Source organism: Polaribacter uvawellassae (assembly GCF_039748955.1).
GTDB lineage: Bacteria > Bacteroidota > Bacteroidia > Flavobacteriales > Flavobacteriaceae > Polaribacter > Polaribacter uvawellassae.
In genome coordinates this window covers 42,605-61,876 of sequence record NZ_JBDIZN010000004.1, presented here as the reverse complement: position 1 = coordinate 61,876, position 19,272 = coordinate 42,605, and the positions used below count along the sequence as shown (strand labels likewise).

Sequence of the window (19,272 nt, the reverse complement as noted above, 5' to 3'; positions counted from 1 at the left end):
GATTTTTACGTTGTTTTTTTATAACTCCAAATTGCTAAGCAATTCATAATAATTGCATACAAGAGTGTTTTTAATACCTGCGGAAGAATGTCCGTAAAGCTTGCGCCTTTTAACATCACCATTCTCATCACTTCAACAAAATATTTTATCGGATTGAATTCCGTAACAATCTGGGCCCATTTTGGCATGCTTTCTATTGGCGTAAATAAGCCGCTCATTAAAATAAAAATTACTGTAAAAAACCACGCAATAAACATGGCTTGTTGTTGTGTATCTGTAAAATTTGAGATGAATAAACCAATTCCTAAAATCACTAAAATGTAAATAGAGGTGTAAGCATACATTAAAAATAAACTTCCAAGCATTGGCACGTCAAATATAATTTTAGCGATGACTAATCCGATGGTTAACAAGCTCATGCCAATGGCCCAAAACGGAAACAATTTTCCGATGATAAACTGACTTTTTTTAATTGGTGTCACGTTGATTTGTTCTAAAGTTCCAATTTCTTTTTCACGCACAATATTCATCCCAGAAAGAAATAACGTAATCATAGTTACCAATAAAACTAAGATTCCGGGAACCATAAATGTCTTGTAGTTTAAGGTTTCATTATACCAAAAAGAAGGAATGGAAATGATGTTTACTGGTCTTGCTTTAGCATCAGAAAACTGAATTAAATCTGTTTGTATTTGTTTATTAAAACTTTGTAACAACTGCAATATATACACATTCGTAACTCCGGCTGCAGCGCCATCAATTGCATTTATTCCGATGCCTAACGATACTTTTTTCTCTTTTAACAAATCACGCTGAAAATGCGCTGGGATTTCTAAAATAACATCAACATCGCCTTTTAACATCGCTGTATTTGCCACTTTTGATGAAGTGAAATTTTCCAATACATCAAAATAGGTGGAAGCACTAAACTTGTCAATCAAAGCTCTAGAAGTACTGCTATGATCATTATCAATATAAGAAAACTTAATGTTTTTAACCTCAAACGTTGCCGTGTTAGAAAGAATGATCAATTGGAGTAGTGGTAGCACAAAAATAATTGGCAACATTCCTTTATTTCTAAAGATTTGCTTGAACTCTTTTTGTATGATGTATAGAATTATTTTCATTTTTAGTTTTTTTCTGCCAACTGATACTGCTAACTGAATACTTATTTATTCCAACCTAATTTTATATTTCTTAATACTTAATGCGATAAAAAACACTGTCATTCCTAATAAAATCAATGTTTCTTTCCAAAGGAATTGGATTCCCACACCTTTTAACATAATACCTTTTACAATGATGATAAACCATTTTGCAGGAATTATATTACTAATTACTTGCAAGGGCAATGGCATACTTGCAATCGGAAAAATAAATCCGGATAATAAAATTACGGGCAACATCAATCCCATTAAAGAAATCATCATTGCAGTTTGCTGAGTTTCTGAAATGGTGGAAATTAAGATTCCCAATGCCAATGCAGAAACAATGAATAAAATGCTTTCCAATCCTAATAAAAATAGACTTCCTTGTACTGGCATTTTAAATATAAAAATGCTCAATACAATAATTACTACGGCATTAATAATCGATAAAAATATATACGGAAATACCTTACCAACAATTACTTGAAAAGGTTTTAAAGGCGATACCAATAAGATTTCCATCGTTCCTTGTTCTTTTTCACGAGTGATAGAAATCGAAGTCATCATCGCAGAAACCAACATTAAAATGATAGTCATTACTCCAGGAACAAACATGTACACACTTTTTAATTCTGGATTGTACACCATCCGTGTTTCTGGAATCATTTGAACGGCCATTTGAATGCTTTTATTTTGCTCTTTTTGATATTGCTGAAGGATAGCATTTACATAATTACTTATGGTATTTGCTGTATTTGGGTCAGTAGCATCAGTAATAATTTGCACAGTTGCTTTGTTTTCTTTGACGAGCTTACTGCTAAAATTTTGCTCAAAATTTAACACTGCTTTTACTTTTCCTTTTTTAAAAATAGCTTCAATTTCTGATTCTTTTTCTAAAAATTTATCGATACTAAAGTATTTTGAAGAGGATATTTTATTGATAATTTCTTTGGTAGTTGCATCTTTCGAATGATCTAAAATGGCAATATCTACATTGTTTATTTCATTTGTGATGGCAAAGCCAAACAGTAAAATCTGAGCAATAGGCATCCCAAATAGAATAAACAACGAGCGTCTATCTCTAAAAATATGATAGAACTCTTTTTTTATAAAACCTTTAAATCTTTTCATTTATTTTTCTGTTTCCCGCAGATTTCGATGATTTTCGCGGATTTTTTTTCACAATCCATTTACTTTTCTAAAAATTCCTTTTACTATACTTTCTACATTAAAATTCACTAAAATTCCTAGTTTTAAATTAGAAAGCTTCAAATATGTTAATACTTGTTTATGATGAACTTCTGCTAAGTTATCTACTGATTTTATTTCAATAATGACTTTATCATTTACAAGTAAATCTAATCTAAATCCCAATTCTAATTTAGTTCCTTCGTAGTATACAGGTAATGGTACTTGACTTTTTACTTCCAAACCTTGCTTTTGTAATTCAAATAATAGAACTGTTTCATAAACAGATTCTAATAAACCTGGACCTAATTCATTATACACTTTAAAAATTGCACCTCTAATTAAGTAAGAAATGTCGTTTTCTGATAAAATTTTCATATAGCTCTTTTTTATTTTTATTTATGTTTTTTCTGCGTATATCCGCGTAATCTGCGGGAAACATTTTCATCCACGTGCTAATTTTAAAAACACGTCATTCATGCTTTCTGCATTGAACTGCTCTTTTAATTTTTTTGGTGTATCCAACGCTTCAATTTTTCCGTTGACCATAATTGATACGCGATCACAATATTCTGCTTCATCCATATAATGTGTGGTGACAAAAATGGTGGTTCCTGCATTTGCTGCTTTGTAAATTAGTTCCCAAAACTGTCTTCTTGTTATTGGATCTACGCCTCCAGTTGGTTCATCTAAAAAAACAATTTTAGGATTGTGTAATAAGGATACAGAAAAAGACAACTTTTGTTTCCAGCCTAATGGGAGCGAACCTACAAGCTGATTTTCAACCTTTCCTAAACCTAATTCCTTGACCAATTCTTTCGATTTTTCTTTGATGATTTTTCTCGACAACCCATAAATTCCACCAAAGAAATTAATATTCTCTTTTACTGTTAAATCGTCATACAAAGCAAATTTCTGACTCATATATCCAATATTCTTTTTGATGTCTTCAGCATGACTATACACATCAAAACCAGCCACAGTTGCTTCTCCTGAAGTTGGATTAGAAATTCCGATAAGCATTTTCATTGCTGTCGTTTTTCCTGCTCCGTTTGCTCCTAAAAATCCGAATATTTCCCCTTTTTTCACATCAAAAGTAATGGCATTTACTGCCGTAAAATCTCCAAATTTTTTGGTAAGTTGATTGACTTGTATGACGTTGTTGTTCATGTTTTGCTTTTTATTTATACCTACAAGGTTTTAAAAACCTTGCAGGTTTTTTATTTTGCCAACTCCATAAAAGTATCTTCAATCGTTGCAGTTGTTTTCTCAATTATGATATCGGATACATTTTTAGAAACTAAATATGCTTTTAGTGTTTCTGGGGTAAAATCATCATTCAAATCAGTATAATGAACAAACTCTCCAAAAGGATAAACGCTATACTGATTTTTATAATTTTTTAAACTTTGTATCAACAGATACATATCATTTGCACGCACATTGTAAATGGATTTAGGAAACCTGTTCACAATTGCTTTTGGCGTATCAATCTCTAAAATTTTTCCACCTTGAATCAACGCAATCCGATCACACAATGCAGCTTCATCCATATACGGAGTAGAAACTAATATGGTAATTCCTTTTAATTGTAAACGTTTTAGCATTTCCCAAAACTCTTTTCTAGAAACAGGATCAACACCTGTTGTTGGTTCGTCTAAAAACAACACCTTAGGTTTATGAATTAAGGCACAACACAAGGCTAGTTTTTGCTTCATTCCGCCAGATAATTTTCCCGCTCTACGGTTTTTAAAAGGAGCTATTTGAACATAAATTTCCTTTATTAATTCGTAGTTTTCTTCAATGGTTGTTCCGAAAATTGTTGCAAAAAAATCTAAATTTTCTTCAACTGTTAAATCTTGATATAAGGAGAATTTCCCTGGCATATAACCTACGTGATTTCGGATTTGTTTGTAATCAGAAACCACATCAAAACCTGCAACTTTAGCTGTGCCAGCATCGGCAATTAATAAGGTTGTTAAAATTCTAAAAAGCGTTGTTTTTCCCGCACCATCTGGACCAATAAGACCAAATAATTCGCCAGCTTCAACATCAAAAGAAATATCTTTTAATGCGTTCACCTCTTTATAGGATTTTGATATATTAGCAATTGAAATACTCATTTATTTATTTAAAATATGTTGTATATGCATCAAGGTTTTCAGAAATACTAGAAACAATTTTTTCGGCATCTGAAGCAGATTCCACTTCTAAAAGTGCATTTATTTTTTCAATTAATGGATACAGAAAAATATGTAGGTTGTCGTGAGAAGGTCCTACCATAGTACATTCTTTTACCAAAATATTATTTCTTTTATTTAGTTTTTCTGCAAGTGATAAATATGCTTCTAGAGATGTTTCTTTATTTTCTTTAAGCAAGATTATCATGTCAGAAACTCCTTTAGTTGTTTCAATATTTGCTTCCCATTTTTCACCGTTATCTAAAGCAATTTCTTTTTTCCAATCATTATTTAAGATAGAATTTGATGCTTCTTTTTTGTCTACACAACTTGTTAATGTAAATGCAATCATTACGATAATTAATACTAATTTTTTCATGTTTATTTATATTTAAAGGTTTAATTTTTATTTTTGAAACCACATTTCTGCTGGCATTCCTATTTTTAGACTTCCGTCGTTTTTTACAGTAATTTTTACGGCATACACTAAAGCAACTCGTTCTTCTTTAGTCTGAATTATTTTTGGGGTAAATTCCGCTTCAGTAGCAATCCAATTTATTACACCTTTATAAGACTTCATTGCTTCTGCATCATCTATTTTAACCGTTACTTCTTGTCCGATTTGCACACTTGCCAATTGTGTTTCACTAATATAAACACGTAATTGCATAGTCTTTAAATTGGCAATTTTATAAAGCGGTTTTCCAAAAGCTGTAATTTCGTTTGGTTCTGCGTATTTGGTTAAAACGGTGCCATTTACAGGATTGATAATTTTACTTTTTAGAATTTGATCATTGATTTGTTTTAACTGAACATCAATACTTTTATACTCATTTAATATAGGTGCATTTTGAAACTCAACACTGCTAATTTGTTGTTTAATGATATTAATTTCTCCGTTTACATCATCCAGTTGTTTTTGAGTAGCAGCTTTATCTTTTAGTAAGTTTTTAATTCTATTTTTTGCAGTATTTGCAGTTTCTAATTTTGCATTTAAGACAGCAACTTGAGACAAAACACTTTTAGATTTTGAGGCAATTATTGCTTTAGAAATTCCTAATTGTTCACGTTTTAAAGAAAGCGGAATGGTATCGATATAACCAATAAATGTATGTTCTTTTAACACACTTCCTTCATCAATAGTAAACTGCATGATTTTTCCATTATTTTCTGCAGAAATAGTAATCTCTGTAGCTTCAAAATTTCCGTATCCATCTGCTTTGTCATTGTCGTTTGTGCAAGAGGCAAGCGCAACGAGTATGATACTTAAAATGGCACTATTTTTTATGTATTTCATTGTTCGAATTTTATTGTCCTTTTGTAATTGTATAATTTGCCTTTACCAATTGTAATTGTATTTGATGCGTTACCAATTTGTTTTTATCAACAAATAAATTGGTTAGTTCAGTAATATATTCAGAAACGGTAATTGTTCCGTTTTTAAGTTGCGAATCAGCAGTTTCTAACACTTCATTTCGCAGTTTAATAATTTCTGTATCAGAAAGAATAAATCCATTTATTTTTTCAATTTCCTTTTCTTGTTGATGCAAGTCGATTTGTGTATTTAATAAAAACACATCTTGCTCATTATCAATGATTTCTTTATTGAGTTCAAGTGATTTTTGTTGTTTTTTATTCGAGCTCCAATCAAAAAGAGTCCATTGTAATTTTGCTCCAACGATATAGTACGACTGAAAAGAATTATCTAACATATTTAAACCAGGATTCCCAAAGCCTCCTGTTGCAAAACTCATAATAGTTGGTGCATTTTTTTTTGAAACAAGATTGATAGAACTTTCAATTTCTTCTTTTTTTAATTGAAACAAATCCAATTCAGGTCTATTAATTTCAGTGTTTAAGGCTACTTCTATAATAGGTTTCTTAAAGACAGCATCCTCATCAATCGTAATAGTAATTAATTTAGAAAGTGTTGCAATTAATACTTTTTTATTGCTGATGATTTCTTCTAATTGTTGCTTGTTTTTTAGCAATTCTACTTTTAATATTTTTTCTGAAGAAGCTACTAATACACCATTTTTTATTCCAGAGGTTACTTCCTTTAGTTTTGATTGTATCAGTTTGTTTTTAGCTTCAACTAATAATATTGCTTCTTGAGCCATCAATACAGAAAAATACAATTGATTTACTTGTTTTTTAAGCTGATAAACTTGAACTTTAAGTTGTTGCTGTTTTGTTTTTAATTGTGCAGATTTCAACTGATTATTTGCTTCAATCAATCCACCATTAAAAATTAGCTGATTTACAGACAACGTGGTTTTGTACTGTTCTTTGTTTAAAGATGTAGCACCAGGCATCGGAACCTTAATTACATCCGATTGATAAGTGAGTTGTCCGTCTAAACTAAACTGTGGTAACTTTCCGTTATTTATGATTTCTGTATCAAGCTGATTTTGCTTTATTAAGGTTTCAGATTGTTTTAATAGCGGATAATTTACACTAATTAATTGCTGGCATTCTTCTAGTGTAATTGTTTGCTGACCAAAAGTTGCTCCACTAATAATCAGTATTAAAAAGAGACTAATTTTTTTCATTTTATGATGTTTTTATTGCGTCAATAATAAAATTGGCAATTTCAGTTTTTCTAGCTTCCATAAGTGCTTTAAATTCCGCATCATTAACATTAACTAGTGCTTTTACAAGTGGAGAAGCAACAAACGGAAAAACACATAATGAAATAATATTGATAAATAATTGTTCGCCATCAATTGGTTTTAAAATGCCATTTTCAACTTCTTTTTTAACTTGACCTTTAAACTTTTCTAGATTTGGAAATCCTGCATTATCTTTTATTTTTAAAATAAACTCAGGGTTTTTATTCAACTCCATTATGATAAAGCTTGGTAAATAAGGATGCTTACTTATAAATGAAATATAATTGTTTGCGAAATTTCGAATTTTAATTTCTATAGTTGAATCGTCGTTTAAAACAGCATTTAATTGAGGTGCTAACAAACCAAACGCTTTTTTAAATACAGCTCCAAATAACAATTGTTTGCTTTTATAATAATAATGTAGCATGGCTTTGTTAATGCCTGCTTCATCGGCTATTTCTTGCATTCTCGTACCATCCATTCCTTTTCTTTGAAATATTGATTCTGCTGCTTCTAATATGGAACTTTCTGTATTTGTATCTTTCGATTTCATGTGTTAACTATTTAGTTTAACCATTTGGTTAACAAATGTACATAATTTTTTAATATCGAATAAATCTTTAGTAATAAATAAAAATATTTAACAAGGAATTAACCTAAAGTAGAAACTTAGCTTTTTGAAGAAATGATGATTGGTTTTAAAATCTCCCAAACATTGTTAGCTAATATTTTCTGTCCTTCAACAGTTGGATGAATTCCATCACCTTGATTTAAAGAAGGAATTCCACCAACATCTTTTAATAAAAAAGGAACTAAGTACAAGTTGTTTTTTTGAGCCAAATCAGGAAAAATAGTTTTAAATTCAGTCGTGTAATCAATTCCCATATTTGGAGGCAATTGCATTCCTGCTAAAATAATTTTAGTTGCAGGATTTTTTTGAAGAACTGCATCAATAATAGCTTGTAGGTTTTCTCTAGTTTCTTTTAATGGAACGCCACGCAATCCGTCATTTGCGCCTAATTCTAATACAAAAACATCAATTTGTTGATTTAAAATCCAGTTGATTCTATTTTTACCACCAGAAGTAGTTTCTCCACTAACACCAGAGTTTACAACTGTATATCCTAAAGAAAGCGAATCAATTTTAGTTTGAATCACTCCAGGAAAAGCATCATTTATATCATCTAAACCATATCCCGCAGTTAAACTATCACCAAAAAAAACAATGCGTTTTGTATTCTTTTTTTCATCAATCTTAGTGTCTGTTTCAATAGATGTTTTTGTAGTTTTGTTTTCTTTTTTAGAAGTGTCTGCTCCACAAGAGAGCATCATCAGTAAAAATGAAAAATAACAAAACTTTAAGAAAATCTTCTTCATAGGAGTATTCAAATTTAAAATCATTTGTCTATTTTTCAGTTTTAGCATTTCTTGGTAACATATATATTAAATAAGTACAATGACAAAGATATTAAAGATTGATGAACTAGAGAAAACTTATACAAGTGGTTCTAAAAAATTAACAGTATTAAGCAATATTTCCTTTGACGTAGAAAAAGGAAGTATTTTCTCAATTGTTGGTCCTTCTGGAAGCGGAAAAACTACCTTGCTTGGTTTGTGCGCTGGTTTAGATCACCCAAGTGCTGGTAAGATAGAATTATGCGGAAGCAATTTACAAGACTTAGATGAAGATGAACGTGCTTTATTACGCAATAAAGAAGTCGGATTTATCTTTCAGAATTTTCAATTACTACCAACATTAACAGCTTTAGAAAACATTATTGTTCCGTTAGAATTACAAGGAGAAAAAAATGCTTCTAAAACTGGAATGGAATTATTAGAAAAAGTTGGTTTGGCAGATCGTTCTCATCATTATCCATCACAATTATCTGGTGGAGAACAGCAAAGAGTAGCGTTGGCAAGAGCTTTCTCAAACAAACCTTCTATTTTATTTGCTGATGAACCTACAGGGAATTTAGATGAAGAAACAGGCGAAAAAGTAATTCAGTTGCTTTTTCAATTGAATAAAGAAGCTGGAACTACTTTAATAATCATCACACACGATTTAGAATTGGCTAATAGAACCCAACAAATATTGAGATTAAAAGGTGGGAAGATTGTATCTAACGAAAAAACAATTGCTGTTTAATGAGTAAGAAATCTTCAAAAACTTCGGTACAATGGCTGTTTAAAATGGCTTGGAGAGACGGAAAAGCAAGTCTTTCTAGATTGATGCTTTTTATGGCATCCATTATTTTGGGTATTGCAGCAGTAGTTTCCATTCAATTATTTAGTGATAATTTAAAACAGAATATTAAAAATCAGTCAAAAGCATTAATGGGCGCTGATTTTATTATTGATAGTAGACAACTTCCTTCAAAAAAAGTACAAGCAATTATAGATTCTTTAAATGTTGGCGCTTCAGAAGTCAATTTTGTTTCTATGGCTGCGTTCCCAAAAAATGACGGAACAAAACTCGTAAAAGTGCGTGCTATAGAAGGTAATTTCCCTTTTTACGGAACTTTAGATACAGAACCTGCTAGTGCTGCTTCTCAATATCAACAGTTAGGCGGAGCATTAGTCGATGCTACTTTAATGTTACAATACAATTTAAAACCTGGTGATTCTGTAAAATTAGGAAAACTAACTTTTCCAATTATTGGAGCTTTAAAATCAATTCCTGGAAGTACAGCAATTTCTACTTCTGTTGCGCCTCCAATTCTGATTCCGTTTCGTTTTATTGATCAAACTGAATTATTACAAGTTGGAAGCAGAAAAGAATATCAATACTTTTTTGTTGCGCCACCAACAATGGATTTGGTGTTGTTAGACAAGAAATTGGATCCTATTTTAGATGAAGAAAAAGCGGATATAGATACGCATACAAGCACAAGCGAACGTTTAGGAAGAAGATATGATAATGTGAGTAGATTTCTAAACTTAGCAGCTTTTATTGCACTTTTATTAGGTTGTGTCGGAATTGCAAGTTCTGTTCATATTTATATCAAAGAAAAGCTAAAAAATGTAGCAGTTCTAAAATGTTTAGGAGCCACAAGAAAACAAACATTTTTAATTTACTTATTGCAAATTGTTGGCATTGGACTCATCGGAGGTGTTTTAGGTGCCAGTATCGGAATTGGTTTACAATATGCTTTTCCGTATATTTTACAAGGATTTTTACCTTTTGATGTTGAAATAGCAATAACTGTTCAACCCTTAATTATCGGAATAACATTAGGAGTTTTAATGTCCGTTTTATTTGCTTTATTGCCATTATTAGGAACTTGGTATGTTTCTCCACTTGAAGTATTACGTGGAACAGACGAAAATTTAGTAAAGCCAAGAAAAGCAAGACTTTTTACCTTGGCGGCAATTTTATTGTTCATCTTTTTGTTTTCTTTTTGGTTATTAAAAGATGCATTTAACGGACTCGTTTTTACAGTTGGAATTTTAATTACGTTTGCTATTATGGCAGGAATTGCTAGTCTTTTTATGAAAGCAATTAAAAAATTCTTTCCAACCAATTGGGGATTTACCAAACGTCAGAGTTTGTTAAATTTATATCGTCCAAACAACCAGACAATGGTGTTAATTTTAGCCATCGGTTTGGGAACTTTTCTAATCAGTACATTGTACTTTACCAAAGATATTTTATTAGCAAAAACATCCATAGAAAATAGCACAAAAGATCCAAATATTATTTTAATGGATGTGCAAACTAATCAAAGAGAAGCTGTAGTAAACACTATTCTTCCGAAAGGCTTAGAAGTTATAAATAACATTCCAATTGTAACAATGCGCATGCATCAAATTAAAGATGAATTGGTAAATAATCTTCGTAAAGACAGCACTTCTAACAGAGGAAAAAGATGGATTTTAAATCATGAATTTAGAGTTACCTTTCGCAGTGAATTAATTCCTTCTGAGGAATTATTAGAAGGAAGTTGGAGCAAGGAAGTTAAACAAGGCGAACCTATTTTAATTTCTATTGCAGATAATATTGCAAGAGATGCCAATTTAAAAATAGGTGATAAAGTTATTTTTAATGTGCAAGGAGTTTTAATGGAAACCAATGTTGGAAGCATCAGAAAAGTAGATTGGGGACGCGCTCAATTAAATTTTTCTATTGTTTTTCCGACTGGAGTTTTAGAAAATGCACCACAATTTAGTGTGTTAACAACCTTTGTGCCCGATGAAGCAAGTTCTGCGGATTTACAACGAGATTTGGTAAAACAGTTTCCAAACATATCCATATTAGATTTACGTCAAATTTTTACAATCATTGAAGATATTCTAGATAAAATAGCTTGGATTATTAATTTTATGGCATTCTTTAGTATTCTTACTGGGATAATTGTTTTAATAGGATCTGTTAGAAATAGCAAATACCAACGAATTAAAGAAAGCGTTTTATTACGAACACTAGGAGCAAAGAGCAAACAAATTCTGCAAATTACCGCATTAGAATATGTGTATTTAGGAATGTTAGGAAGCTTAGTCGGAATTTCTCTCTCTTTAATTAGTAGTCAATTATTAGCAATCTTTTTATTTAAAGAACCATTTATTCCGTCTGCTATTCCGTTTTTAGTATTTCTACCTGGAATTACATTATTGGTATTATTAATTGGATTAAGTAATATTAGAAGTGTTTTAAAAAGTCCGCCTTTAGAAGTCTTAAGAAAAGAAGTTTAATAAAAGACATCCATTTTACTGACTATCAACTACTCAAATTTAATAACAAGTTTTTTAAATATTTACAAGCTAAATAAAGAAATATTGTTCATAAATAAACAGATATTTTCATCGTACTACTTAAAATGATTTGTATTTTTCAGAAAAATATTTTTTAGAATGTGCAAAGAAAAATTTATGTTAGAAGCTGTAAATGCAGCTTTAAAAGGAATGAACAATAATGAAGGTGGTCCTTTTGGTTGTGTGATTGTTAAAGACGGAAAAATAGTAGGAAGAGGAAACAATAAAGTAACATCGACCAACGACCCAACAGCACATGCAGAAGTTACTGCTATTAGAGATGCTTGTAAAAACCTAGACTCATTTCAATTAGATGGTTGCGAAATTTATACTTCATGCGAACCTTGTCCGATGTGTTTAGGTGCAATTTATTGGGCAAGACCAGATAAAGTGTATTATGGATGCAATCAAGTTGATGCAGCAAATATTGGTTTTGATGATGAATTTATTTACAAAGAAATTCCGTTGCCGTATGCAGAAAGAAGCATTCCGTTTGAACAATTAGCGCACGAAGTTGCGTTAAAACCATTTCAAGAATGGGCAGCAAAAGAAGATAAAACAGAATATTAAATTATATTTAATGTCAGTTCGAGTGTCTCGCTTTTGGGTGTGATGTATCGAGAACCTTTGAAACCTTTTATATGATAACCTTCATCCTAAACAACAAAACCATACAAACTTCAGAAAAAGCTGGAATGACCTTATTGGATTTTGTTCGGTATCAACAACGACTTACTGGAACCAAAATTGGTTGTAGAGAAGGAGATTGTGGTGCTTGTACTGTTTTAGTTGGAACCTTAAAAAATGATGTAATACAATACCAAAGCATCACTTCGTGTATTTCTCCTTTGGGAAATGCGCATGGCAAACATATTGTAACGGTTGAAGGTACAAATTTGCAAAACAAATTAACCACAACTCAAGAAGCAATGAAAGCAAATTATGCTACACAATGTGGGTTTTGCACTCCAGGTTTTGTTGTTGCGTTAACTGGTTTTGCTTTGTCAAATTCTGATAAAAATTACAATATTGCATTAGATGCAATCAGTGGAAATATTTGTAGATGCACTGGTTATAAAGCAATTGAAAAAGCAGCACATCAAGTAGTTGAGAAATTTCAAGACGAAGCAACAACTTCTTTTGAATGGCTGATTGAAAACGAATTTATTCCTGAGTATTTTACTACAATTCCAAAACGCTTAAAAGAAATTGAAAAGAACAGTTTAAAGCAACCTAAAGGAAAAGTAGTTGCTGGCGGAACGGATTTATATGTGCAACAAGCAGATAATTTAATTGAAAATAATGTTCATTTGATTGCTGAAAAAGATTATCTAAAAGATATTTTTATTGAAAACGGAACATGTGCTATCGGAACTAACGCAACAGTTTCAGATTTATGGAATCATTCTGAATTAAATAGGTTGTTTCCGAACTTAAAAAAACACTTAAAACTGGTTTCTTCAGAACAAATTAGAAACATGGCTTCTTTGGGTGGAAACTTTGTAAATGCTTCGCCAATTGGCGACATGACGATTTTCTTTTTAGCTTTGAATAGTGATATTACAATCGTTAATTCAAAGAGTGAAGAACGTACAATTGCGCTTAAAAACTTTTATCAAGGCTATAAAACTTATGATTTAAAAAAAGGCGAACTGCTAAAACAAATCAGCTTTAAGTTGCCAACAAAACAGTCTTATTTTAATTTTGAAAAAGTATCTAAACGCACACATTTAGACATTGCAAGTGTTAATTCTGCTATGAATATTTCTGTAGAAAATAATGTTATTTCAGAAGCACATATTTCGATTGGTGGCGTTGCTGCAATTCCAAAATATTTACACAAAACTTCCGCTTTTTTAAAAGGAAAGCAATTATCAACAAAAACCGTTATTAATGCCAACGAAATTCTTCAAAAAGAAATCGCTCCAATCAGTGATGTGCGTGGTACAAACGATTATAAACGTTTGTTAGCAAGACAATTATGTATTGCGCATTTTACGGAGTTATTCCCAAAGCAATTCACGTTAAAAGATCTTATTCAGCATGCATAAAAAGAATTCAAATATCATCTTAGATTCAAAATTAGATGCTGTTGCAGTTAGCTTAAAACAAAGCATCAAAAACTTAGATTCATTTACCCATGTTCGTGGAGAATCTTTATATGTTGATGATGTTAATGTTAGACAAGGAACCTTTTACGCAGTTGTTTTTGACTCTCCAAAAGCACACGGAAAAATAAAAAGTGTCGATTATTCTAAAGCTGAAGCATTAGAAGGAGTAGAGCGTATTTTTACATATAAAGATGTTCCTGGAGAAAATCAGATTGGCGGAATTATTCCTGATGAACCTTTATTTGCGGAAGAGGAAGTCCATTTTTGGGGAATGCCAATCGCATTGATTGTAGCTACATCAGAATTTATTGCTAGAAAAGCAAGAAGTTTAATCACAATAGAAATTGAAGAACTTCCGGTAATTACAACAGCAAAAGAAGCCAAAGCAAAAGGAAGTTTTATCAATGCACCAAGATCTTTTAGTTTGGGTGATACCGAAAAAGCATTTGCAGAGTGCGACTATATTTTTGAAGGTGAAACCTTTTCAAACGGGCAAGAACATTTATATATTGAAGCGCAAGGCGCGTATGCAGAACCTTTAGAAAACGGAAATATAAAAATTACGTCTTCTACACAAGGCCCAACTTCTGTCCAAGCAATTACTGCAAGAGTTTTAGGAATTGCCATGCATAAAGTTGAAATTGATGTAACACGACTTGGTGGCGGATTTGGAGGTAAAGAAGATCAAGCAACACCTTGGGCTGTAATGGCTGCTTTGGCGACGTTTCATCTGAATCAATCTGTTAAATTAATTCTAAATCGACATGATGATTTAAGAATGACAGGAAAACGTCATCCGTATGAAAGTACTTATAAAATAGGATTGTCAAAAGACTTAAAAATACTTGCGTATCAAACAGAATTTTTACAAAATTCTGGAGCAGCAGCAGATTTATCTCCTGCAATCGCAGAAAGAACTTTATTTCATGCAACCAATAGTTATTATGTACCAAACGTAAGCACAAAAGTAATCAGCTGTAAAACCAATTTACCACCAAATACAGCATTTCGAGGTTTTGGCGGTCCACAAGGAATGTTTGTAATTGAATCTGCTATTGCAAAAGCTGCCAATGAAATTGGTGTGAGTGCAAGACAAATTCAGGAAGCCAATTTACTAGATGAAAATGACACCTTTTCTTACGGGCAAATCGCAAAGAAAGTAGAAGCCAAGAATACTTGGAATTCTGCTAAAAAAATATTCAATACCAAAGCATTAGAAGAAGAAGTTGAAGTGTTCAATAAAAACAATTCAAACTTCAAAAAAGGAATTGCTTTTATGCCGATTACGTTTGGAATTTCATTTACAAATACACCCATGAATCACGCTCGTGCGTTGGTGCATATTTATTTAGACGGAAGTGTCGGAATAAGCACAGCTGCTGTAGAAATGGGTCAAGGTGTAAATACCAAAATGATGCAAATTGCAGCCGATGTATTTTCCATTCCGATTGATAAAATTAAAATTGAAACTACCAATACAACTCGTGTTGCCAATACGTCGCCATCTGCAGCAAGTTCTACGGCAGATTTAAACGGAAAAGCCACTTTAATGGCGTGTAATGCGTTGTTAGAAAGATTGAAAATAGTTGCTTCAGAAGAGCTAACTATTTCTAAAAAAGACATCATCTTAAAAGATGGGTTTGTGTGTGTAAACGGTAAAAAAACAACGTTAACTTGGACAGAACTTATCAGCAAAGCCATGTTAAAACGTGTAGCTTTAACTGAAAATGCACATTACGCAACTCCAGAAATTCATTTTGATAAAACCATTGAAAAAGGACATCCATTCGCTTATCACGTTTACGGAACTGCAATTATAACAACAACAGTAGATTGTACACGTGGCACTTACGAATTTGATTCTGTTAAAATTGTACACGATTACGGAAAAAGTATGAGTGAAGGAATTGATTTAGGGCAAATAGAAGGCGCTTTAATTCAAGGAATTGGTTGGATGACCATGGAAGAAATTGCGTATAATAAGGAAGGGAAATTATTATCAAATGCACTTTCAACCTATAAAGTTCCAGATATTTTTTCTGTTCCTAAAAATGTAGAAGTAATTCCTGTTGAAACAAAAGGAAATGAAATGGCCATTTTAAAATCGAAAGCTGTTGGAGAACCGCCTTTAATGTACGGAATTGGAGCTTATTTTGCACTTCAAAATGCCATCAAAGCGTTCAATCCAAATTATAAGTTAGAATTTCATGCGCCCATGACTCCAGAAAAAGTGTTAATGAATTTATATTCCAAAAAATAACTGTCTTATCGCACTGCATTTTAAAAAATCAAACATACTTAAAGGCGCACTAATATATAGTGCTGGAGATACCATTGCTGCATTAATACTAGATGAATTTGTTTTGTCTCGTTTAATAGGAATGATGTTAGTTGGTGCAACTTTTTACGCTTTTGAAATTCCCAATTATTTTGATTGGATTGTAAAAAGAACACAATCTCTAAAAGGAATTAAAGCTACTTTGACAAAAACATTGTTGGCAATTCTCTATTTCAATCCCTTATGGATTGCAAGACATTTACTATTTATTAAATTGTTTTCTAGACAGTTAGAAGACATTGGTTTCAATCTCTTAGAAATTGCATTTTGGTCGTTTTTAGTAAATATCCCGATTTCTTTTATTGCGAATTACATCATTCAAAATCGTTTTAAATTAAAATGGCGCTTTATTGGATCTGCTGTTTTCTCAGCAATTATGGCAATTTACTACGCACTCAGCGAAACTATTTTTAGCTAACAGTTTAATTATCCACTGAAAAATTACTTGGCAATTCAAAAATTTCTAAATCAAAATATGGAACTGCAGCAATCACATGATCAAAAATATCTGCCATTATATATTCGTAATTTACCCATCGTTTATCTTTGCTAAAAGTGTAAATTTCTAAAGGAATTCCTTGAGAACCTGGAGCTAACTGACGTACCATAATCATCATATCTTTATTAGTGCCAGAATGATTTTCGATATAAGTTTGAATGTATTTTCTAAACACACCAATATTGGTAAGGTTTCTACCATTTAAAAGTAATTCTTTGTTGATATTGTTTTTAGTATTATAGGCATCAATATCAGATTGACGTGTTTCTAAATAAGAAGTAATAGAAGAAATCTTTTTTAGTTTATCTACCTGATCTTTAGTTAAGTAATGTATACTATTTAACTTAATATTTAAAGATCTTTTAATTCGTCTACCGTCAGAATCAGCCATACCTCGCCAGTTCTTAAACGAATCAGAAATTAAAGCATAAGTCGGAATTGTAGTAATGGTTTTATCAAAATTCTGAACTTTTACGGTTGCTAAATTAATTTCTACAACATCTCCATCGGCACCGTATTTTTCAAAAGTAATCCAGTCACCAATACGAACCATATCATTTATAGAAACTTGAATACTGGCAACAAAACCTAAAATAGTATCTCTAAATACTAAAATAACAATGGCAGAAGCAGCACCAATCGTGGTAATAAACTCCATAAATTCTATTCCTGTAATAATCGCAAAAACCGATAATACACCAAGAATCCAAGCAAAAATCATAAACACCTGAACATAACTATCTGTTGGTTTATCTTTTAAACTTGGTAAAGTTTTAAAATAACCTTTAAGTGTGCTTAAAACACTTCTAACTGTCCAAAGTGTAAGTATAACCGCAAATATTTGCAGACATTCTATAACAATCTTTCCAACATATTCAAAGTCTGTAAAAACAACAGGAGTAAGTTCATAAGCAATAATTAACGGAAGAATATGAGCAACATTACGAGGTACTTTATTATCTACTAATAAATTATCAAATTTTGTTTTCGTTTTATTAGATAATCGTGAAAAGAAAGCAATAATAATTTTTCGAATAATAAAATCTATTAAAAACGTAATAAATAATAAAACTGCTAATAAAGCAATCATGTTTAAATACTTAGCTAGTGTATGAGATTGTCCCAAAGACACTAAATAATCGTATAAAAGGTGTTCTATTTTCATAATTACATGGTTTTAAAAAATAAAGTTTCCTCTAAAAATGAGCATTCTTTAATTAAGAACACAAAGTTAACCATTATTAAGTGCATACTAAATTCTTTAAGTAATTTGATTAGTAGAATACACACAATTATCATTTTGATAAAAATAGAAATCACATAAGAGTAGAGTAGAAGTCATATAATTCTTCAATCATACCTTATTATGTATAAAACATTAACCTTTCACTGTTCTCTGATAATTGATAACTGGTAATTGTTCATTGTTCATTGATAACTGAAAAGAAAAAAGAATATGAATAAAAATAAAACACAAAACTTAATAATTAATCACTTAATTTTGCGGACTTAAAACACCGATAATTTAAAGGTTCATAAAGAAACAAAAATGGATAATTTAATTACATTCTGTATTACCGTATTTACTGCGTTTTTTGCGATTACAAATCCCATTTCAAACATGACGGTTTTTGTATCTTTAACACAAGGAATCGATAAAAAAACAAAGAGAGTTATTAATAAAAGAGCCAATTTAACAGCTTTTTTTATAGTTGCATTTTTTGTTCTTTTAGGTAAATATATTTTCGAATTGTTTAATATTAGTATTCCTGCATTTAAAATTACTGGCGGAATCTTAATCTTTTTTATCGGATTTGAAATGTTACAGTCCAAACAATCTGATGTAAAAAGTATTAAAAATGTTCATACCGATGAAGATATTGCAATTTCTCCATTGGCAATACCAATTTTAGCAGGTCCAGGAACAATTGTAACTGCTATGAACTTTGTTTCAAATGTATCAGCATTACAAATCTTTTTAGTAATTGCTATTTTTGGTTTTATGAGCTTATTAACCTATTTTACCTTTAGATTAAGCGATTTTATTGTAAAAATAGTTGGACATAATGTTATTTCTGTTATTGGTAAAATTATGGGATTAATCATTGCCATTATTGGTACAGGAATGATCATACAAGGAATTAAAATTGCTTTTGATTTAGTTTCTCAGTAATCATTCCTTATTTCAGAATAACAACTGCTAACTGTAGCACTAAATCAACAGATTACATACTTTTAGTTTTTAATTATTGCTAGTTGAAATTGTAAAAAGAGAATCACTAAGAACCTCATATTCAGAGTGATTACATCATTTAATATTTTTTTATTAAATTTGTATCACTTACAAATGCTATGTAAAATTCTTACCTACTTTATCTAAAATCATTAGGCCGATGATTATCAAGGGATTCGCAATTGCGCAATCTATTTATATTTAATCAGATTGT

General features: G+C 31.1%; 18 protein-coding genes. 7 read left to right on the top strand and 11 right to left on the bottom strand.

From position 1 onward, the window contains the following. Positions 1 to 5: 5 nt before the first annotated feature. The 10 genes from ABDX67_RS10245 to ABDX67_RS10200 all read right to left on the bottom strand — a co-directional run bounded on the left by ABDX67_RS10245 (position 6) and on the right by ABDX67_RS10200 (position 8,505). Positions 6 to 1,127 (bottom strand): ABC transporter permease, encoded by a 1,122-nt coding sequence (locus ABDX67_RS10245; RefSeq protein WP_347174932.1) that lies wholly within the window; start codon positions 1,125 to 1,127, stop codon positions 6 to 8. 45 nt (positions 1,128 to 1,172) lie between these two features. Next, the gene (locus ABDX67_RS10240; protein WP_347174931.1) at positions 1,173 to 2,279 is read right to left on the bottom strand and encodes an ABC transporter permease; all 1,107 of its coding nucleotides are present in this window, start codon (positions 2,277 to 2,279) and stop codon (positions 1,173 to 1,175) included. Positions 2,280 to 2,327: 48 nt separating this feature from the next. Beyond that, a complete protein-coding gene (locus ABDX67_RS10235; RefSeq protein WP_347174930.1) occupies positions 2,328 to 2,714 on the bottom strand; it encodes a GxxExxY protein in 387 nt (128 codons plus the stop codon). 66 nt (positions 2,715 to 2,780) lie between these two features. Then, the gene (locus ABDX67_RS10230; RefSeq protein WP_347174929.1) at positions 2,781 to 3,506 is read right to left on the bottom strand and encodes an ABC transporter ATP-binding protein; all 726 of its coding nucleotides are present in this window, start codon (positions 3,504 to 3,506) and stop codon (positions 2,781 to 2,783) included. Positions 3,507 to 3,556: 50 nt separating this feature from the next. Further along, positions 3,557 to 4,459 carry an ABC transporter ATP-binding protein gene (locus ABDX67_RS10225; RefSeq protein WP_347174928.1) on the bottom strand — a complete coding sequence of 301 codons (903 nt, stop codon included), beginning with the start codon at positions 4,457 to 4,459 and terminating at the stop codon, positions 3,557 to 3,559. A 4-nt stretch (positions 4,460 to 4,463) separates the two neighbouring features. Continuing rightward, positions 4,464 to 4,895 (bottom strand): hypothetical protein, encoded by a 432-nt coding sequence (locus tag ABDX67_RS10220; protein WP_347174927.1) that lies wholly within the window; start codon positions 4,893 to 4,895, stop codon positions 4,464 to 4,466. Positions 4,896 to 4,922: 27 nt separating this feature from the next. Continuing rightward, a complete protein-coding gene (locus tag ABDX67_RS10215) occupies positions 4,923 to 5,813 on the bottom strand; it encodes an HlyD family secretion protein (protein ID WP_347174926.1) in 891 nt (296 codons plus the stop codon). Between the two features lie 10 nt (positions 5,814 to 5,823). Next, positions 5,824 to 7,068, bottom strand: a complete 1,245-nt coding sequence (locus ABDX67_RS10210; RefSeq protein WP_347174925.1) for a TolC family protein — start codon at positions 7,066 to 7,068, stop codon at positions 5,824 to 5,826. Between the two features lies 1 nt (position 7,069). Next, positions 7,070 to 7,681 (bottom strand): TetR/AcrR family transcriptional regulator, encoded by a 612-nt coding sequence (locus tag ABDX67_RS10205; RefSeq protein WP_347174924.1) that lies wholly within the window; start codon positions 7,679 to 7,681, stop codon positions 7,070 to 7,072. A gap of 116 nt (positions 7,682 to 7,797) precedes the next feature. Then, the gene (locus ABDX67_RS10200) at positions 7,798 to 8,505 is read right to left on the bottom strand and encodes an arylesterase (protein ID WP_347174923.1); all 708 of its coding nucleotides are present in this window, start codon (positions 8,503 to 8,505) and stop codon (positions 7,798 to 7,800) included. A gap of 79 nt (positions 8,506 to 8,584) precedes the next feature. Between ABDX67_RS10200 and ABDX67_RS10195 the strand changes: the two genes are divergently transcribed. The 6 genes from ABDX67_RS10195 (at position 8,585) to ABDX67_RS10170 (ending at position 16,744) form a co-directional block, all read left to right on the top strand. Beyond that, positions 8,585 to 9,274 (top strand): ABC transporter ATP-binding protein, encoded by a 690-nt coding sequence (locus ABDX67_RS10195; protein ID WP_347174922.1) that lies wholly within the window; start codon positions 8,585 to 8,587, stop codon positions 9,272 to 9,274. Further along, on the top strand, positions 9,274 to 11,817 hold the full coding sequence (locus tag ABDX67_RS10190) for an ABC transporter permease (protein ID WP_430438129.1): 2,544 nt from the start codon (positions 9,274 to 9,276) through the stop codon (positions 11,815 to 11,817). Before ABDX67_RS10195 ends, ABDX67_RS10190 begins: the two co-directional genes overlap by 1 nt. A gap of 159 nt (positions 11,818 to 11,976) precedes the next feature. Beyond that, positions 11,977 to 12,447 carry a nucleoside deaminase gene (locus tag ABDX67_RS10185; protein WP_347174921.1) on the top strand — a complete coding sequence of 157 codons (471 nt, stop codon included), beginning with the start codon at positions 11,977 to 11,979 and terminating at the stop codon, positions 12,445 to 12,447. 71 nt (positions 12,448 to 12,518) lie between these two features. Then, positions 12,519 to 13,928 (top strand): FAD binding domain-containing protein, encoded by a 1,410-nt coding sequence (locus ABDX67_RS10180; RefSeq protein ID WP_347174920.1) that lies wholly within the window; start codon positions 12,519 to 12,521, stop codon positions 13,926 to 13,928. Further along, on the top strand, positions 13,921 to 16,248 hold the full coding sequence (locus ABDX67_RS10175) for a xanthine dehydrogenase molybdopterin binding subunit (protein WP_347174919.1): 2,328 nt from the start codon (positions 13,921 to 13,923) through the stop codon (positions 16,246 to 16,248). The genes ABDX67_RS10180 and ABDX67_RS10175 overlap by 8 nt, the downstream gene beginning before the upstream one ends. Before the next feature lie 103 nt (positions 16,249 to 16,351). Further along, on the top strand, positions 16,352 to 16,744 hold the full coding sequence (locus ABDX67_RS10170) for a hypothetical protein (protein WP_347174918.1): 393 nt from the start codon (positions 16,352 to 16,354) through the stop codon (positions 16,742 to 16,744). 4 nt (positions 16,745 to 16,748) lie between these two features. Here the strand turns inward: ABDX67_RS10170 and ABDX67_RS10165 are convergent, their stop codons facing one another. Continuing rightward, positions 16,749 to 17,990 carry a mechanosensitive ion channel family protein gene (locus ABDX67_RS10165; protein WP_347174917.1) on the bottom strand — a complete coding sequence of 414 codons (1,242 nt, stop codon included), beginning with the start codon at positions 17,988 to 17,990 and terminating at the stop codon, positions 16,749 to 16,751. Between the two features lie 384 nt (positions 17,991 to 18,374). On the opposite strand from ABDX67_RS10165, the gene ABDX67_RS10160 reads away from it, so the two are divergent. Then, positions 18,375 to 18,998, top strand: coding sequence for a MarC family protein (locus ABDX67_RS10160; RefSeq protein WP_347174916.1), 624 nt, complete (start codon positions 18,375 to 18,377; stop codon positions 18,996 to 18,998). Positions 18,999 to 19,272 lie beyond the last annotated feature (274 nt).

Excerpts from the sequence above, each read along its gene's own strand:
- ABDX67_RS10195 (WP_347174922.1), top strand. The coding sequence starts at position 8,585 with ATGACAAAGATATTAAAGATTGATGAACTAGAGAAAACTTATACAAGT.
- ABDX67_RS10220 (WP_347174927.1), bottom strand. The coding sequence starts at position 4,895 with ATGAAAAAATTAGTATTAATTATCGTAATGATTGCATTTACATTAACA.
- ABDX67_RS10225 (WP_347174928.1), bottom strand. The coding sequence starts at position 4,459 with ATGAGTATTTCAATTGCTAATATATCAAAATCCTATAAAGAGGTGAAC.
- ABDX67_RS10230 (WP_347174929.1), bottom strand. The coding sequence starts at position 3,506 with ATGAACAACAACGTCATACAAGTCAATCAACTTACCAAAAAATTTGGA.
- ABDX67_RS10190 (WP_430438129.1), top strand. The coding sequence starts at position 9,274 with ATGAGTAAGAAATCTTCAAAAACTTCGGTACAATGGCTGTTTAAAATG.
- ABDX67_RS10165 (WP_347174917.1), bottom strand. The coding sequence starts at position 17,990 with ATGAAAATAGAACACCTTTTATACGATTATTTAGTGTCTTTGGGACAA.
- ABDX67_RS10245 (WP_347174932.1), bottom strand. The coding sequence starts at position 1,127 with ATGAAAATAATTCTATACATCATACAAAAAGAGTTCAAGCAAATCTTT.
- ABDX67_RS10210 (WP_347174925.1), bottom strand. The coding sequence starts at position 7,068 with ATGAAAAAAATTAGTCTCTTTTTAATACTGATTATTAGTGGAGCAACT.
- ABDX67_RS10180 (WP_347174920.1), top strand. The coding sequence starts at position 12,519 with ATGATAACCTTCATCCTAAACAACAAAACCATACAAACTTCAGAAAAA.
- ABDX67_RS10215 (WP_347174926.1), bottom strand. The coding sequence starts at position 5,813 with ATGAAATACATAAAAAATAGTGCCATTTTAAGTATCATACTCGTTGCG.
- ABDX67_RS10205 (WP_347174924.1), bottom strand. The coding sequence starts at position 7,681 with ATGAAATCGAAAGATACAAATACAGAAAGTTCCATATTAGAAGCAGCA.
- ABDX67_RS10175 (WP_347174919.1), top strand. The coding sequence starts at position 13,921 with ATGCATAAAAAGAATTCAAATATCATCTTAGATTCAAAATTAGATGCT.
- ABDX67_RS10160 (WP_347174916.1), top strand. The coding sequence starts at position 18,375 with ATGGATAATTTAATTACATTCTGTATTACCGTATTTACTGCGTTTTTT.
- ABDX67_RS10240 (WP_347174931.1), bottom strand. The coding sequence starts at position 2,279 with ATGAAAAGATTTAAAGGTTTTATAAAAAAAGAGTTCTATCATATTTTT.
- ABDX67_RS10185 (WP_347174921.1), top strand. The coding sequence starts at position 11,977 with ATGTGCAAAGAAAAATTTATGTTAGAAGCTGTAAATGCAGCTTTAAAA.
- ABDX67_RS10200 (WP_347174923.1), bottom strand. The coding sequence starts at position 8,505 with ATGAAGAAGATTTTCTTAAAGTTTTGTTATTTTTCATTTTTACTGATG.
- ABDX67_RS10235 (WP_347174930.1), bottom strand. The coding sequence starts at position 2,714 with ATGAAAATTTTATCAGAAAACGACATTTCTTACTTAATTAGAGGTGCA.